The organism is Streptomyces sp. SBT349 (assembly GCF_001083795.1).
Taxonomy (GTDB): Bacteria; Actinomycetota; Actinomycetes; order Streptomycetales; family Streptomycetaceae; genus Streptomyces.
In genome coordinates this window covers 1-15,401 of record NZ_LAVK01000021.1, presented here as the reverse complement: position 1 = coordinate 15,401, position 15,401 = coordinate 1, and the positions used below count along the sequence as shown (strand labels likewise).

12 protein-coding genes are annotated in these 15,401 nt (G+C 70.9%); all 12 read right to left on the bottom strand.

Annotated elements, in window-relative coordinates; genetic code table 11:
* Positions 1-30: 30 nt before the first annotated feature.
* The gene (locus ADY01_RS04600) at positions 31-1,617 is read right to left on the bottom strand and encodes a class I adenylate-forming enzyme family protein (RefSeq protein ID WP_049565814.1); all 1,587 of its coding nucleotides are present in this window, start codon (positions 1,615-1,617) and stop codon (positions 31-33) included.
* Between the two features lie 235 nt (positions 1,618-1,852).
* Positions 1,853-2,425 (bottom strand): isopentenyl-diphosphate Delta-isomerase, encoded by a 573-nt coding sequence (gene idi / locus ADY01_RS04595; RefSeq protein WP_049565809.1) that lies wholly within the window; start codon positions 2,423-2,425, stop codon positions 1,853-1,855.
* A gap of 116 nt (positions 2,426-2,541) precedes the next feature.
* Positions 2,542-3,438, bottom strand: coding sequence for an aromatic prenyltransferase (locus tag ADY01_RS04590; protein WP_063784116.1), 897 nt, complete (start codon positions 3,436-3,438; stop codon positions 2,542-2,544).
* Positions 3,439-3,812: 374 nt separating this feature from the next.
* Complete coding sequence (gene dxs / locus ADY01_RS04585) at positions 3,813-5,735, bottom strand: 1-deoxy-D-xylulose-5-phosphate synthase (protein WP_049565894.1); 1,923 nt, start codon at positions 5,733-5,735, stop codon at positions 3,813-3,815.
* Between the two features lie 79 nt (positions 5,736-5,814).
* Positions 5,815-6,900, bottom strand: coding sequence for a polyprenyl synthetase family protein (locus ADY01_RS04580; RefSeq protein WP_078899995.1), 1,086 nt, complete (start codon positions 6,898-6,900; stop codon positions 5,815-5,817).
* Positions 6,897-7,916: a 4-hydroxy-3-methylbut-2-enyl diphosphate reductase gene (locus ADY01_RS04575; protein WP_049565801.1), complete on the bottom strand. Its 1,020-nt coding sequence runs from the start codon at positions 7,914-7,916 to the stop codon at positions 6,897-6,899. Before ADY01_RS04575 ends, ADY01_RS04580 begins: the two co-directional genes overlap by 4 nt.
* 460 nt (positions 7,917-8,376) lie before the next feature.
* Positions 8,377-9,510 (bottom strand): DegT/DnrJ/EryC1/StrS family aminotransferase, encoded by a 1,134-nt coding sequence (locus tag ADY01_RS04570; protein WP_049565889.1) that lies wholly within the window; start codon positions 9,508-9,510, stop codon positions 8,377-8,379.
* Positions 9,511-9,515: 5 nt separating this feature from the next.
* A complete protein-coding gene (locus tag ADY01_RS04565) occupies positions 9,516-10,052 on the bottom strand; it encodes a cupin domain-containing protein (protein ID WP_049565797.1) in 537 nt (178 codons plus the stop codon).
* A gap of 67 nt (positions 10,053-10,119) precedes the next feature.
* Positions 10,120-11,187 (bottom strand): type III polyketide synthase, encoded by a 1,068-nt coding sequence (locus ADY01_RS04560; RefSeq protein WP_078899993.1) that lies wholly within the window; start codon positions 11,185-11,187, stop codon positions 10,120-10,122.
* A gap of 591 nt (positions 11,188-11,778) precedes the next feature.
* Positions 11,779-13,551 (bottom strand): ThuA domain-containing protein, encoded by a 1,773-nt coding sequence (locus ADY01_RS04555; RefSeq protein ID WP_063784115.1) that lies wholly within the window; start codon positions 13,549-13,551, stop codon positions 11,779-11,781.
* Between the two features lie 254 nt (positions 13,552-13,805).
* Entirely contained in the window at positions 13,806-15,053 is a 1,248-nt protein-coding gene (locus ADY01_RS04550; protein WP_049565790.1) for an exo-alpha-sialidase, read from the bottom strand.
* 130 nt (positions 15,054-15,183) lie between these two features.
* The coding region (locus ADY01_RS04545) for a response regulator transcription factor (protein WP_049565785.1) at positions 15,184-15,401 on the bottom strand (218 nt) is incomplete at its 5' end.

The window sequence follows — 15,401 nt, the reverse complement described above, 5'->3', positions numbered from 1 at the left end:
CCACCGCCGCGGCGATCGGTTGATGCCTGGTCAGGCCCGGTCGTCGAGCAGTTCCTTGAGCCGGTGGGAAAGTGCGATGCGCTGAACCTTCAGGGTGGCGGTGCGGGGCAGTTCGGCCTGGGGTATCTGGACCGGGTCGGCCAGCTGCGGGAAGTCGGCGACGGCCGCGCGCCAGCGGTCCCGGTCCAGCGGCCGGTCGTCGTGGGTGCAGATCACCGGGACCGGCTCGGAGTTGGGGCCGAGCACCACGACGAGCTCGCTGAGCTCCTCCATCTTGCCCAGCACGAGGTCCTCGACCTCCAGGGAACTGCGCACCCCCGCGATCATGTCCACCTCGCGGTCGAGCATGTGCAGGCAGCCGAGCTTGGTGCGGTAGCCGACGTCCCCGGTCCGCCACCAGTCGCCGAACCGGTTCTCGTCGTAACGGTCCTGCTCGGCGAAGTACGTCTGCGCCAGGCCGTCCCAGGCGACCTCTATGAAGCCGGGGTTCTTCTCCGAGGGCCGCTTGCCGTCCCGGCTCACCACCCGGACCTTCGCGCAGCCCTTCGGCATGACCCAGCCCACGCAGCGCCCGTTGGCCCGGTGGGCGGACCTGCGGAAGTAGGCCCTGCCGACCGCCGGGCCGACCTCGCTCTGCCCGTAGATCTGGAAGAACAGCGCCCCCCGCCGCTCGGAGGACTTGACCAGCCGGCTCATCGTCCTGGGGTGGATCGCGTCGAAGGTGCTGCTGAAGTACTTGACCGACGCGAACGGCTTCCGCGGGTCGTCGGCGAGTCCCTCCCACTCCATCAGCGAGTTGGGCAGCGCCTCGATGAAGCCCGGCCGGTTCTCCAGGAACAGCCCGGCGACCTCCTCGGGATCGGACTCGTTCATGAGCAGGACCGGCATCTCCTTGAGCAGCGCCAGGGCCATCGCCGCGAACATCCGCGAGTGCACGAAGGAGATGTGGATGGCGACGGTCTCCCGCTTCCGCATCAGCGACAGCAGCCGCCACTGCGGCGTGAGCCGCTCGCCCATGGTCCGCGGCGTGTGCACGACCAGCTTGGGCAGCCCGGTGGTGCCGGAGGTGTGGGTGATCATCGCGGGATCGTCCTGCGCCCCGAGCACCGGCTCCACCCGCGGCGACCCGGCGAGCTCACCGAGCGACACCGCGCCCGACCTGCTTCCGGCCACGACGATCACCCGCTGGGCGAGGTCGGCCACCGGCACCTCGGCCAGCGCGTCGAGCTTGCGCACGTCGGTGAGGAGGTTCGGCTGGTCCAGCCGGTTGAGCAGGGCGCCGACGGTCGCGGCGTCCAGGGCGGGCGAGAGCATCACGGGCACCGCCCCGATGCGCCCCGCCGCGGTCGCGAGCACCCAGACGTCGGAGTTGGCGGACTTGTGGATGACGATGTGCTCGCCCGGCCGGACCCCGGCCGCCCACAACCGGCCCGCCAGATCGTCCACATGCCCGGCGAGCTCGGCCACCGTCAGGCGCCGCCCCACATCGGGCAGGACGTCCAGATCGTGGTCGAGAGTGATCGGCGTCGAGCTGTTGATGGCCGCGGCCTTCTCCGGCAGCATGCCGAGATAAAGACCGCCCTCTCGTATCGACTTGTAGACCGTGGAGCCCTTCATCGAGACTGCCTCCTCTGCGGTGATTCGATGGACACACGGACTGTCACCCGCCCGGCAGTGCGCGAGGACATGAACACAACGCCGACGCCAGGACGGCGTCGGCACACACGACGGGCAGGCCGAACGGCGTCCGCACGGAGCAGACGCGTCTCAGCCCGTCCCGGGCCCGGAACTGCTCGGGACCGGGACCGGGACTCGGCCGGGGACCGGCCGCGACGAACACGGCCTCACCGGCCTACGGAAGGGCGAGCCCGGCGGCCTCCGGCAGCCGGCCGGCCGCCTCGGTGGCCACCGCGATCACGCCGCCCAGCCAGGGGGCGAACCGGTCCGGGTTCTCCGCCACGTCCGCGCGCAGCCGGTCCGGCGCCACCCAGCGGACGTCGGCCACCTCGGCCGGGTCCACGTCCAGGGGCGAGTCCACGGGCACCCGGCCGACCACGACATGGTCGAACTCGTGCTCCACCCGGCCCGTCCGCGGGTCCTCGGCCCGGTACAGATACACGCCGGCGTCGCCCAGCGTGACGTTCTTCACCCCGATCTCCTCGACCAGCCGCTGGGCGGCGGCGCCGAACAGCGTCTCCCCCGGGGCGGGATGGCCACAGCAGGCGTTGGCCCAACGCAGCGCGAACCGCGTCTTCTCCACGGCCCGCCGCTGCACCAGGACGCGGCCCAGCTCGTCCAGGATCATCACCGAGAACGCCCGGTGCAGCCGACCGGGTGCGGCGTGCGCCTCGGCGACCGTGCACGAACCGACGGCGGTGCCATCCACATCGACGAGCTCCACCAGCTGCGATTCACGAGGAACCATGGCCGGTCACCTACCTCCCGTGAGGAATACCACCGGGCACGCCGGCATCCGGCCGCGTACCCGATCCGAATAAGCCTCCGCGTGTCGACGTGAACGCGGTGGCCCGCACAGGGACCTCAGTTCGCGGACCGGGTTTTGGGATATCCACGACCCGCGCGGCGACCGCGGGGCTGCCACCGGTAGTACGACTGGAGTTTGAGGTACTCCTCGCCGGTCGACGTCATGGCGGCATAGACGTTCTTCGGATCGTCGTTGCCGTACCGCATGCTCTCCAGGAACTTGGCGATCTTCGGACCGAGATCAACGGGAAGTGCCATCGGATCCTGGGCCTTCAGGCCGAAGGAGATCCGCTCGACCCGCGGGGAATCCCAGGTCAGGGTGGTATAAGTCCCGAACGCCAGCTCGCAGAGCTTGAGCAGCGGCTCGCTCGGCTCGGGCAGCCCGATTTCCCGGTGCATCGCCAGGATGGTCTCCGGTTCGGGTGACTCCGGGAAATACAGATTCACCGTCTTGTCCTGGTAGTCGATCCCGATCACGTCCACCCTCTCGCCCATGCCGTGGCGGGCGAAAAGGCTGGCGTTCTCGGCCAGGCTCCGGGGCATCGACGGGAGGTCGATCAGCCGCGACATCGTGGGGAAGTCGTCGTCGGGAAAGTACACCCAGATCTTCTTGAATCCGCCGACGACGCCGAAGTCGACACCGGTGCTGTCGACCTGGCAGTGCTCGTCGATGTCCGAGAGGAGGGAGCCGACCGGGTGGTCGGTCCCCTTCATGAGCCCCTCCGACAGCGCGACGGCGTACGGGTCGACACCCTTGTGAAGCGAGAAGCGGCAGTTGAAGTCCCCCGCATTGCGCGTATCAGTCGCCACCCTGAACGCGATGATGTCCTGCTGGATCACGTCGTACGCGGACAGGATGGGCCAGACCTTGTCACGCGAGCAGGCCACATCCAGCAGCCCAGCTGATTCTTCAATGGCCGAGTAGAGATCCGCCAACTCATCAGTTCCCGACATTCTTCCTCCAAGCGTCAATCTTGGCGTCTGTTTGAATGAGGACACGTCGTTTCAGCACACCGGCGAGCGGCAGAGCCGCTCTTTCGTGGGGAGTGCGCAGGGGAATGGGCGCCGGTCGATCCAGCAGCACGGCAGCGGTGCACGAGACCATGGCGATTGCGATGGGCAACGTTTCCGCACCGAGCACATAACGGAGTTGCCCGGGACGGGACTACGGCCATGCGGGCACACTCAGGGGACTATTATGTGTATAGATTCTTCACCGCAGGTTGTCAAGGTCGCCTTGTCGCGCCCCGGGGGCCCCTCGGCACGGCGCCGGCCCCGGGAGGGAGCCGTTCCGGCAGAGGGGTTGCAACCACCCGCGAATGTGCGGCTCATGCCGGGAGGGGGCCGTCGACCCCGGCGATCGCCGGAACTCCCTCCCCCAGCGCGAGCAGGTCCTCGGCGATCACCTGGGAGATGTTCCGGGCGGTCAGGCCGCTGTCGGCGAGCAGGGCGGCTCGCTTGCCATGGTCGAGGAAGCGCTGGGCCACGCCGAAGACGCGGGTCGGGATGTAGGTGCCCCGGTCGTGCAGGGCGTGCCGGATCGCGGAACCAACGCCGCCCACGCGCCCGTTGTCCTCGACCGTGGCGACCATGCGGTGCTCCCGGGCCAGCTCCAGCAGCCGCTGCGGCACCGGGGTGACCCAGCGGGGGTCCACGACGGTGACGCCGTGGCCCTGATCGGCCAGCCGCCGCGCCGTGTCCAGGCAGGTCGTCGCCATGGGACCGACCGACACCAGCAGCACGTCCTGGCGTGCGGGCCGGTGGAGCACGTCCATTCCGCCGTCCGTTCCGACGGCGGGGATGTCGGGCCCGGTGCTGCCCTTGGGGTAACGGAGGACCGTGGGTCCGTCGTCGACGGCCACCGCCTCGGCCAGGACGCGGCGCAGGGTGGCGGCGTCGCGCGGGGCGGACACCCGGATGCCGGGAATGAGCTGGAGCAGGGACAGGTCCCACATGCCGTTGTGGGAGGCCCCGTCGTCGCCGGTCACGCCGGCCCGGTCCAGGGCGAAGGTCACCGGCGCCCGGTGCAGGGCGACATCCATCAGGAGCTGGTCGAAGCCCCGGTTCAGGAAGGTCGCGTACAGGGCGACGACCGGGTGCACGCCGCCGAGGGCGAGCCCGGCCGCGGAGGTCACCGCGTGCTGCTCCGCGATGCCCACGTCGTAGGTGCGCTGGGGATAGCGCCGGGAGAACTCGCCGAGCCCCGCCGGCTCCAGCATCGCGGCGGTGATGGCCACGATGTCCGGCCGGGTGGCGCCCAGTTCGGCGAGCTCCTTGCCGAAGACCGAGGTCCACGACGGGTGGGTGGCGCCCGCGGCCGGCTGCGCCGACTTCTCGGGCCGGGCGCGCACGGCGTGGTGGCGGTCCACGTCGTCCTGCTCGGCCGGCGCGTGGCCGCGCCCCTTCTCGGTGATGCAGTGGACGATGACCGGCCCGCCGAAGTGCTTGGCACTGGTGAGCGCGGTCTCCAGCCCCCGCAGGTCGTGGCCGTCGACCGGACCGATGTACTTCAGGCCCAGGTCCTCGAACATGCCCTGCGGGGCGAGCAGGTCCTTCAGCCCCTTCTTGGCGCCGTGCAGCATCTCGTAGAGCGGGCTGCCCACGACCGCGACGTTCGGCAGCTGGTCCTTGACCCGGGCGAGGAACCGCTCGTAGCCGGGCGCGGTGCGCAGCGCGGACAGGTGCTCGGCCAGGCCGCCCGCGGTCGGGGCGTAGGAGCGCTCGTTGTCGTTGACGACGATGACCAGGGGGCGGTTCCTGGCCGCCGCGATGTTGTTCAGCGCCTCCCAGGCCATGCCGCCGGTCAGCGCGCCGTCACCGACCACCGCGACCACCGCGCGGTCGGTGACGCCGCGCACCTCGTACGCCTTCGCCAGGCCGTCCGCGTAGGACAGGGCCGTCGAGGCGTGGCTGTTCTCGATCACGTCGTGCTCGGACTCGGCGCGCGAGGGATAGCCGGACAGCCCCCCCGGCTGGCGGAGGGTGTCGAACGCGCCCGCCCGGCCGGTCAGGATCTTGTGCACGTAGCTCTGGTGGCCGGTGTCCCACAGCAGCCGGTCGCGTGGGGAGTCGAAGACCCGGTGCAGGGCCAGGGTGAGCTCGACCACGCCCAGGTTCGGGCCGAGGTGACCTCCCGTCCGGCTGACCTTGTCCACCAGGAACTCCCGGATGGCGCTGGCCAGTTGTTCCGCCTCGGTGAGGGAGAGGTCTCGAACGTCGTCGGGGCCCTTGATCGCATCGAGTTGCCGCATGGTGTTCCTCTCTGCTTCGGGGAGTTCGGTCTCCTGGTGGGCGGGGCCGATGGGCCGCTCGCGGGTCACCGGTCGCGGGTCACCGGTCGCGATAGGCGACCTCGTGTGCCATGGCGGTGAGTTCGCGCCGCCACGGCTCGGCGAGCGGGGTGTCGTCCAGCGCGGCGACGGCGCCCGCGACGAGCGTGTCGATGTGCGCTTCCACCTCGTCGCGTATGCCGCTGCTGATGAGCAGCCCGCGCAGTTCGTCCGTGTCGACGGCCGCGCCGTCCGCGGGGCCGCCGCCGTTCGGCAGCACCAGCTTCCGCACCCGCGCGTCGCGCCGGATGGCCAGCGCCAGCAGCAGCGTCATCTTCTGCTGCTCGAAGTCGAGCCCGGTCGGCTTGCCGACCGCCGCGTCGTCGCCGAAGGCGTCGATGAGGTCGTCGCGGAGCTGGAACGCCTCGCCGAGCGCGGCCCCGTACGTCTGGAAGGCCCCCGCGAGGTCGCTGCGGCCCGCCAGTTGCGCGCCGATGCTCAGCGGGCGGTGGATGGAGTAGCTGCCGGACTTGCAGACCGCGACCCAGCGGGACCGGTCGGGGTCGGCGTCGTACTCCGCGGCAATCGTGACATCCAGGAACTGCCCCACCATCATCTCGGAGCGGAGCATGGTCCACTCCCGCAGAACCGCGTCCCGTGCCGCGTCGACGACCTGGTCGGCGTAGACCAGGGCCAGGTCGCCGGCGAGGATGGCCACGCTCTCGCCGTACCGTCGCGGGTCGCCGCGCCAGCCCGCGGCGCGGTGCGTGGCCTCGTGCCGCACATGCGCCGACGGCTGCCCCCGGCGCTGGTCCGCGCAGTCGAGGATGTCGTCGTGTAAGAGCGCGGACACGTGCAGCAGTTCCAGCCCGGCGGCGAGCCTCGGCAGCCGGGGGTCGGTCGGGTCGCCGCCGGCGCTGAGGAAGCCGCTGACGCAGAACGCCGGACGCAGCCGCTTGCCGCCCGCCGCGACCAGGGCCCCGACGGTGTCCACGAGCGCGAGCCCCCGAGGCGCCTCGGTGGCCCAGCGGGCGCGCTCGTCGGCGAGCACGGACTCCATCGTCCGCTCCACATCGACCAGGATCGCCCGTGTGGCCTCGCGAGGAGACAGCGCCTCGGCCGCGCCCATGGCCTGTCCGGTGCTCATGCCTGCCTCTCCTCGGCCAGTTCCGTCCGCGGGATCCGCCCGTACTCGGCGTCGGCCAGCCGCCCCGGCATGGAGAACACCACGTCCTCGGGCTCGCCCTGGCGGACCGTCACCTCGCTGTGGCCCAACTCCTTCAGCCGGTCGAGGAGTTGGCGCACCAGGATCTCCGGAGCGCTGGCCCCGGAGCTGATGCCGATGGTCTTCCCGGGGCTGAGCCAGCTCTCGTCCAGGTGGTCCACGTCGGGCACCAGGTACGCCTCGGCGCCGAGGTCGCGGGCGACCTCCACCATGCGCACGGAGTTGCTGGAGTTGGCGGAGCCGACGACGAGCACCACGTCGCTGAGCGGGGCCAGTTCCTTCACGGCGTTCTGCCGGTTCTGGCTGGCGTAGCAGATGTCGTCGCCGTTGGGGCCGACGATGTTGGTGAACCTGCGGTGCAGGGCCTCCACGACGCGCGCCGTCTCGTCGATCGACAGGGTGGTCTGCGTCAGGTAGGCCACAGGCGCGTCGTCGGCCAGGTCGAGACGGGCCACGTCCTCCTCGGTCTCCACCACCACGATGGCGTCCGGCGCCTCGCCCCGGGTGCCCTCCACCTCCTCGTGGTCCTCGTGGCCCACGAGCAGCACGGTGCGGCCGTCGCGGGCGAAGCGCACCGCCTCCTGGTGCACCTTGGCCACCAGCGGGCAGGTGGCGTCGATGACGTCCAACTCCCGCCGCCGGGCCGCGTCGTGCACCGCGGGCGACACGCCGTGCGCGGAGAAGACGCAGATGGCCCCCTCGGGGACCTCCTCCTCGCTGTCCACGAAACGCGCGCCACGCTTGGTCAGTTCGGAGACGATGTAGTGGTTGTGAACGATCTCCTTGCGCACGTAGACGGGTGCGCCGTGCACCTCGAGCGCCCGCTCCACGATGCCGATGGCGCGGCGCACTCCCGCGCAGAACCCTCTCGGCTCGGCCAGAACGACGCCCCCGGGGGCGGTCGTGGCCGAACCGTCCTGTGATCTGTGAGATTCCACTGGCCTTCTCCTTTCAGAAGTCGGGATCGCTTCCCTGCCGGCTCCGTGCCGTGAGCTCCGCGCCGCCATCGCGCCACGGGGTGCCCCGGCGGGAACGCCGGCGTCGGCCAGGTGGTCCGGGCAGTCCCGAGGGGTGCCCGGGCCGTCGCGGCCGGGTGTTCCAACACGTGCGGGTGCTTCTCCGCGTACAGGTGCTCCCCCTCCGCCGGGCCGCCGCGCCGGGCTGTGCCCGAGGACCGGCCCCGGCCCGCGAGGCCGTCGGCGGGCAGGGCGAGGTGGACGTGCGCCGGGGTGTCCCGGTCCGGCCGGGACCCGGGGCGGGGATCGGTGGGAGGGGCGGGCCGCTTCGGCCGCCGTCGACGACGCTGTCGCGGACGGCCGAGGTGGCGCGGGGCCCTTACCGGCTCACCAGCCGCTCGGGCGCCGGTGGTCGCTCGTCACGCCGCCGGCTCCGGTCCCGTCACGGCCGCGCGTGGGTCCGGATGGTGGCACGCAGGCGCTCACCGACCCGTTCGACCTGGGCCATGCTGAGCTCGGCGTGCATCGGGATGGCGAGGTTGCGCTCGAAGAGGTCCGCCGAGACCGGGCAGGACTGCTTCGCCTCGTAGACGGGCTGAAGGTGGGACGCCCATGTCCCGTGCCCGCAACCGATGCCCTGGGCGCGGAGGTCGGCGGCGACCCCCGCACGGTCCACGCTCGCGTCCAGCGTCACCATGTAGGACTGCCAGGCGTGGGTGCGGTCCTCGGGCACGTGCGGCAGGGTGAGGAGTTCGTCCTCACCGAGCAGTTCGGCGTAACGCGCCGCGACGGCGCTGCGGCGGTCGAGCAGTTCGCCGATCCGGCCGAGCTGCACCTGGAGGATCGCGGCGGCGATGTCGGACAGCTTGTAGTTGTAGCCGATCTCGGTGAACACGGGAATCGGCAGGCCGACGACCTGCGCCTGGTCGAAGATGCTCCCTATGCCGAAGGACGACCGTATCCTCGCGTCCGCCGCGAGCGCGGGATCGGCGGTGAGCAGCGCCCCGCCCTCGCCGCTGGTGGCTCCCTTGCGCCCGTGGAAGGACAGGCAGGCCACCGGCGCCAACGCGCCCGCCTCGCGCCCCTGGTAGGTCGCGCCGACGGAGCACGCGGCGTCCTCGACGACGAACAGCCCGTGGCGATCCGCGATCGCCTGCAACTCCGCGTAGTCGGCGGGCAGTCCGACCGTGTCCACCGCGATGATCCCCACCGTTCGCGGACCGACCAGGTCCGCCACGGCCTGCGGGTCGACGGTGCCGGTGTCGGCGCGCACGTCGGCGAAGACGGGGTCCGCCCCGACGTAGCGCACCGCGTGGGCGGGGGCCGGGAACGTGTAGTCGGCGACGATGACCTCGTCGCCCGGCTTGACGCCGAGCGCGAGCATGGCCAGGTGGAGCGCGGCGCCGCAGTTGCTCAGCGCGACCGCGCCGCCCACGCCGTACCGTTCGGCCAGCTCGGCCTCCAGGGCCTTGCCCCGCGGGCCCTGACCGGCAGGCCAGCCCGAGGCGAACACCTCGGCCACGGCAGCCAGTTCGCGCTCACCCAGACTCGCGTGAACCAGGGGAATCGTGTCCATCGTGGTCACCGCCCGTTCGGGGGAGTGGGGGGCTGGAACCGGAGCGGCGTGATCTGGCTGACGTCGTACCGGTCGCGCAACTCCTGCACGGCGTCGGCGTTCACCGGTCCACCGGCCGAGAAGATCTCCACGATCTCCTCGAAGTAGAGTTCGTGATCGGGCGACGGGTAGCTCTGGAACAGCATGCGCGCCGGCTTGTCGGTGGCATTCCTGAACGCGTGCGGGCATCCGGGCGGAACGAACATGCAGCTGCCCACGCCCGCGCGGACGACCCGGTCTCCGCCGGAGGACTCCCAGTCCTCCCAGCTCTCCTCCGTGCGCTTGGTCGGCTCGAATGCCAGGAGGTCCAGCTCTCCTTCGAGAATGTAGAAGAACTCCTGCGAGCGGTGGTGGGTGTGCGCCCCGACGTCGAAGCCGGGCGGGACGACCACCTCGAAGCACGATATGGAGGAGCCGTCCGCGGCCGTGGCCTTGAAGGTGACTTCCTGCATCTTTGTGGTCAGCTTTCGACCCTGCCCGGAGGGGACAATAAGGCCGCTCATGCGATTCGCTTCCTTGTCGTCTGTGTGGAATCTCGCTCAAGGGAGGGTGCCCACGCACCCGTTGAACTCAGGCGGTGGTCCCCGGTGCGTCGACGTCCCATCTGCCCAGCGCCATTTCGGCGGTGATGCCGGGACCGAAACCCGCGACGATTCCGGCGGCACCCGGCGTCGGCGTGTCCTCCTCGAACAGCCTGCGCAGCGCGTCGAGGACGACCGCGCTGGCGATGTTGCCGTAATCGGTGAGGGTCGCCCAGCTGTGGCGGAACATCTCCCGGTCGACGTCGAGGAATTTGGCGAGATCGTCCAGAATCCTCGGACCGCCGGCGTGGATGATGTAGAAGTCGAGGTCGCGGATATTCCAGCCATGGTCCGTGGCGAGGTCCCGCAGCACCGGGGCGAGCGGCTCCATGGTCCCGGGCACCCGGCGGTCCAGCTGGAAGTGGAAGCCGGTGTCGCGCACCGCGTAGGAGATCCAGTCCTCGGTGTTCGGGATGAGATAGGAGGCATTGCGCTCCAGCTCTATGCCGGTGCCTCCGCTGCCCCGCACCACGGCGGCCGCGACCGCGTCACCGAACAGCCCGTCGGACAGCAGGGAACCGACCCCGTCGTCCCCGGGCTGGTAGCACAGCGAGCACAACTCGCACGAGACGATCAGGACGTTGCTCTCGGGGTGGGCCAGGCAGAAGTCGTGGGCCCGGTTGATCGCCGCGCCGCCCGCCGCACACCCCAGCTGCGCGATGGGGATCTGCCGGGTGTCGGACCGGAACCCCATGATGTTGATCAGCCACGCCGTCAGCGACGGCATCAGGAACCCGGTGCACGACACGTAGATGATCGCGTCGATGTCGCGTGCCCCTAAACCGGCGTTCCCCAGGGCTCGTTCGATGACCTCGGGGCACCGCTTCTTGGACTCGACCTCGTAGATGCGGTTGCGCTCCTCGAAGCCCGGGTGGAGAAGCGTTTCCTCGATGGGCTGTACGATATGCCGCTTCCGCACCCCCGTGTTCTGGATCAGTCGAAGCGCCAACGGAAGCTGCGGCTTTCCGGCGTGTACCCGTTCGGCAAATTCCAGGGTCTCTTCCATCGTGATGACATATTCCGGCACACTCACCGACGGCTTGCATAGCCTTGGCATGTCTGGAATCTACTTTCTGTAGAGTTCACCTTTGGTACGTGAGGATTTCTTTCTCGCAGTCTCCCGGTGCCGCCCGGATCGGGGCACAGCGAATCAGCCGTCATTCCGCTGATTTCGGTGCGATCCCGGGGGCGGGCTCGGGTATATGCCCAGTGCCGTACTCATCCCGCTTACGAGCGGCTTGATGCCGACGTGGCGTCCGATCGAGGCCATCGACCACCAGAAACGAGCCCGCGGCCGGCGGTGCGGTCGCGGGCTCGGCGATGACAACCACCGGCAGTGGGTGCGCCAGATCTGTGATCGGTTCTACGCGCGAAGCGCGTGACGAAGTCGCCTGAGATACGAGTCGCCTGCGATGGAGCCATTCTCATGAAGGCGGACTCAGGGTTTCGATTATATGTATATATTCTTCATTGCCGGTCTGTCAAGGTCGCCCCCCTCGGCACCCGCCCCGCCCCCGGCCGCTGTGGGGACGGCCGGGGGCGGGGTGGGGACGCGGGATTCCCGCGGCGGTCAGGGGTGCTGACGCCCGGTCCCGTGACGGTGCGGCCGTCCAGGTCGAGGACCGCCGGCGGCGCGTGGGGCGTGGGCTCAGCGCCCGAGCACGGCCAGGTCCCACAGGGAGTAGCCCCACGCCGTGGCCCGCGCGGTGCCCTCGACGCGCACATAGCGGGCGGCGCCGCTCACGGCGACCTCGTCCAGGCCGCCGTCGCCCGCCGCGGTGGTGTGGACGGTGTCCCAGGTCGCGTTGTCCGTCGAGGTCCGGACCGAGTAGGCCGAGGCGAACGCGGTCTCCCACGACAGCCGGACGCCCGTGAGCGTGTGGACGGCGCCCAGGTCGACGGTGATCCGCTGGGGGTCGGAGTACGCGCTGCTCCAGCGGGTGGCGGGGTCACCGTCGACGGCGTTGGCACCCACGTGGGGGCTGCCGGGCTCCACGCTGGAGACGGTGACGGGACGGCCGCGCGCCAGGTCGGTGGCCTGCGTGCCGTCCTGGCGGATCCGGATGTCGCGGTAGTGGATGTCCAGACCCTCGCCGTCGTTCTGGACGCCGATGTGGCCCAGGTCGATGGCGCGGTCGCTGGTGTACTCGTTGACCTTGACGCCGTTCAGGTGGACCTCGACCTGGCGGTCGCGCACGGTGATCTCGTAACTGTTCCAGGATCCCGGCGGGTTGAGGGCGGCGTCCCGGGCGGCGGTGTCGGGGGCGGCGAAGCTGTAGACGCTGCCGGTGGTGCGGCTGGGGTCGGCGTCGGTCGCGTCGATCTGGATCTCGTGCCCGAGGTCGACCGGCGCCCAGGGGTCGCCCTGCGGATCGGGGAAGCCGATGAACACGCCGCCGTTGTCATCGCCCGGCATCATCCAGTCGACCTTCAGCGAGTAGTCGCCGAAGGAGGCCGCCGGGTACCAGAGCAGCCCCATGCCGCCGAACGAGGTGAGGGTGCCGTCGTCGAGCGTGAACCCGCCGGGGCCCGCCTGCCGCCACTGGTCGAGGCTGGCCTGGGTGCCGTCGAACAGCGGGGTGTAGCCCGTCTCGGGGCGGCAGTCCGCGGCCCGGTCGCCGGAGGCGATCCGGATGCCGCCGAGCAGCATGGCGGTGAAGTCCGGGTCGGCGTACGACTCCTCGGTGTGGCCCAGGCCCGTGTACCAGGACCGGCCGCCCTCGTAGTCGTGGCACCAGGTGATGGGGTGGTCCTCTCCCATGGCGCCCCCGCTGTACGAGGACTCGTCCAGGGCGGCGAGGACCTTCACCGAGGACCGCGGGCTGGCGCGGTAGTCGTACCACTCGTCGGTGCGCGTCCAGCGCTCCGGCAGGTGCGAGGTGGACGCCGAGGAGCGGTCCTCGACCACGACGGTGGCCTCCTGCGTCGCCGGGTGGGAGGCGAACCAGGCGCCGACGAGGCCGCCGTACCAGGGCCAGTCGTACTCGGTGTCGGCGGCGGCGTGGACGCCGACATAGCCGCCGCCCGCCGCGACGTACTCCTCGAAGGCGGACTGCTGGGCGCCGTTGAGCACATCGCCCGTGGTGGAGAGCCAGACGACGGCCTGGTACCGGGCGAGGTTGCCGGGGGTGAACGCGGCGGCGTCCTCCGTGGCGGCGACGGAGAACCCGTGTTCCGCGCCGAGGCGTTCGATGGCGGCGATCCCGGCCGGGATGGCCGAGTGCCGGTATCCGGCGGTCTTGGAGAACACCAGGACGTCGGTCAGGGGGGCGGCGGCCGGGGCAGGCGCGGCGGGCGGTGCCTGGGACGTGACGGGCGCGGCGGGCGCCGGGGGCGCCGCGGGTCCGCCGGTCCCGCCGGTCCCGGCGAGGGCCTGGGGCGAGGCGGTGAGGGTGCCCGCCAGGGCGAGCATCGCGCCCATGACGACAGCGGAAAGCCTTCGGAATCTCCTGTGCACGCGAGTCCTCCGTGAAGCAACGGGGCAGGTCATCGAGCAGTTGCACAGGCGCGCGCCGTCGCGCCGGGTCGTTACACCACAGGAAGGTAACAACGATCGCCCCGGCGGGGAACCACTTTGACCACACTCACGCCCACTTCATCCCGCCACCAGACAAAGTGAGGTGGCGGGATGGGTGGGATGAAGCGGGGTGGAGGGCAAGGCGGTGGCCGGGGGCCTCAGTTGTCGGGGCCGTTCAGGACCCACGAGAGGTTGAACCGGCGCCAGACGATGGCCCGGTAGGAGTCGCCGCCCGTGCCGTCGTTGAAGAAGTCGGTCTCCACCAGGGCGCCGATCCGGTAGTCGGCGGTCTTGGTCATGCTGGAGTAGCCGCCCTCGTTGCCGACCCCGGAGACCGGGGCGTCGCCGAGGTCGCGGCCGACGTCGAACGTGCCGGCGTCGGTGTCGTAGCTGATGCGTACGCGCATCGTCCTGCGGCTGGTCGTGGAGGCCGCGTTCAGGAAGACGGTGCGGGCCGGGGCGTCGTAGTTGTAGGAGAGCAGGGAGCCCTGGCAGCGCGGGTCGGGCAGGCCGGTGTCGTTGGCGAACGCGCCGAACGCGTCGGGCGTGCCGCGGGCGACCCGCCGGTAGGTGCCGCTGCCGGTGGGCCGGTCGTTGCGGTAGAGGTTGCCGTCGGGGGTCTGGGCGATGGTGCCCTCGTCGCCCCCGCCGCTGAGGGGCTGGGAGGACCAGGTGCGGCTGCCGGGGGACCCGGTCCCGATGATGTTGCGGTTCCTGGCGGGCACCACCAGCTGCCCCGAGCTCATCCTGATGCCGTTGCCGGGGCCGACGGCGTCCCACGACCAGCCGTCGGGCGTGAGCTGCGCGGTCATGTCGCGGGGTGTCGACCAGGTGGCGCCGTCGTCGGTGCTCGTGGTCAGGAACAGGCGGCGGCGGCCCTCCTCGGTCGCGTCGACCTTCCTGGTGAGGGAGCCGTCCGGCAGGGGCTCGTTGCCGTGGAAGCTGCGGTCGCCCGCGTTCCACGACATGAACAGATGCACGGAATTCCCGTCGACGACGGGCGTGGGGTTGCCCCAGGTGCCGTTGCCCGACCCCACGACCTCCCGCAACGGCTCCCAGTCACCCGGCTCCGCGCCGTTGTCGGTCGTGGTCCTGGTGCGCTTGTAGACGAGATTGATGTCGCCGTAGTCCTTGTTGTTGTGCCGCCGGCCCTCGGCGAAGGCGAGCAGCCTGCCACTGGCGGTGGTGACCACGGCGGGGATCCGGAACGAGTGGAAGCCGACGCCGGAGGCGAGCCGGTCGGGGGACGACATGTTCGCGCTGCGGAACAGAGCGAACGCCCGGTGGTACGGGGTGGCCGACCCGGCGGGGTCGTCCACCGCCGCCGGGGCGGCGTCGGCGGGCCCCACCAGGACGGTCAGGGCCAAGCTGAGGGCCGCGACGATCGCGGCGGTCAGGCGCTTCATGGTCGATGTGACTCCCCGCGGGAGGAATTGGCCTGTCCCTGACATGAGTTGACCCCGGCAATGTAGGCGAGGGCAAAGGGGCCGTCCAGAGCGCCGCCGGCGCCCCGGAGGAGGGTCCCGCTGAACGCCCTCAGCGCGCGCGGGGGATGACCAGGCCGGTCTCATAGGCCGTGACGACGGCCTGGGCGCGGTCGCGGAGGCCGAGCTTGCGGAGGATCCGGCTCACATGGGTCTTGACCGTCTCCTCGCCGACCACCAGGCGCCCGGCGATCTCGGCGTTGGACAGGCCCTCGGCGACCAGGCGCAGGACGTCGGTCTCCCGGGGGGTCAGGGCGGCCAGCGCGGGGG